The following is a 1,077-nucleotide window of genomic DNA, read 5'->3' on the forward strand; positions in this document are numbered from 1 at the left end:
GGAAGGGTCGGGCAATTCCGCCCGGCAACCTTTCAGGAGTTCACCATGAACAACGTACTTATCACTGCCGAGCAGCGCGTCGTGCTGCTGGCCAACGGCAGCACATCGCTGGAGAACCCGGACTTCGACCCAGCCCCGGTGGTCAAGCTGTTCACGCCGGACGGCGGCGCGACCTGGCTGCTGACCGAGATTGACCCCGACGACCATGACCACGCTTTCGGTCTTTGTGACCTGGGGCTGGGGATGCCGGAACTCGGCTGGGTCAGCTTGAACGAGCTGGCGAGCGTGCGCGGCGGGCTGGGCCTGCCGATCGAGCGCGACCTGTCTTTCCGTGGCGAAAAGCGGTTGAGCGCCTACGTGCGCGATGCGCGGCTGGCGGGGCGGATCGTCGTCTGACCTCGCCCTTGGAGCGCCTCAAGGCGCTCCTTGCGCTTTCTCGATCATTTCAGGAGATCAATGCCATGAGCAGCCATCACGACTACATCATCGAAATCACGGCGCAGCACGATGCGCTCAAGCCCTTCGCGCCGGAGAACGGCCAGCCGCTGCGCTTCAAGATCGGCGACGCGGTGATCTACACCAACCAGTTCGGCGTGCAGTTCCGTCGCCGCGTCACCGGTTTCTACCAGCCCAGCGGGCTTTGTGGTCACTATGCGCGCGGAGCGCGCTATCTGCTGAACTCGACTTCGCCGTGGGTGCCGGTTGCGCAATCCAGCCTGCGTCCTGACGACTCGGCCTGATGCCTTCGCGCCCCTTGCGGCGCGCTACGCGCTTCGCTTGCCTCCAGGGGAAAGCCCTGCGGGCTATCCCCGCCGCGCAGACTTGGCGCCCCTGAACATCGCCGACCCGGCTGCGCCGGATCGGCCAGACAGCATCCACAGCAGATCCACGATGCCCTGCGCGTGCTCGTCCTGACCCTGTTGTCCATTCGGTTTTGAAGTCTGGGCGTCCCCGGCCACCTGGGAGATGGCCGGTCGCGCTGTCGTGCTGCGCATCGAGCCGCCTGCGGCGTCTCGCCCCTGTCGGGCTTCCATCGTTCCCTCGCTCCGCTCGGCTGACGCCTCCGGCCCGGCTTCC

At 66.2% G+C, this 1,077-nt stretch carries 3 protein-coding genes; 2 read left to right on the plus strand and 1 reads right to left on the minus strand.

The features are described 5' to 3' along the window. The first annotated feature begins 45 nt into the window (after positions 1-45). Positions 46-396, plus strand: coding sequence for a DUF2958 domain-containing protein (locus tag PLC66_RS22815; protein ID WP_019726272.1), 351 nt, complete (start codon positions 46-48; stop codon positions 394-396). Between the two features lie 65 nt (positions 397-461). After that, entirely contained in the window at positions 462-740 is a 279-nt protein-coding gene (locus PLC66_RS22820; protein WP_019726273.1) for a hypothetical protein, read from the plus strand. A 63-nt stretch (positions 741-803) separates the two neighbouring features. Here the strand turns inward: PLC66_RS22820 and PLC66_RS22825 are convergent. Further along, positions 804-1,077, minus strand: a 274-nt coding sequence (locus PLC66_RS22825; protein ID WP_324544461.1) for a hypothetical protein, incomplete at its 5' end; no start/stop codon positions are given.

It is taken from the genome of Thauera sp., from assembly GCF_035444905.1.
Lineage (GTDB): Bacteria > Pseudomonadota > Gammaproteobacteria > Burkholderiales > Rhodocyclaceae > Thauera.

Coding starts and splice junctions, on each gene's coding strand:
- PLC66_RS22815 (WP_019726272.1), top strand. CDS start 46: ATGAACAACGTACTTATCACTGCCGAGCAGCGCGTCGTGCTGCTGGCC.
- PLC66_RS22820 (WP_019726273.1), top strand. CDS start 462: ATGAGCAGCCATCACGACTACATCATCGAAATCACGGCGCAGCACGAT.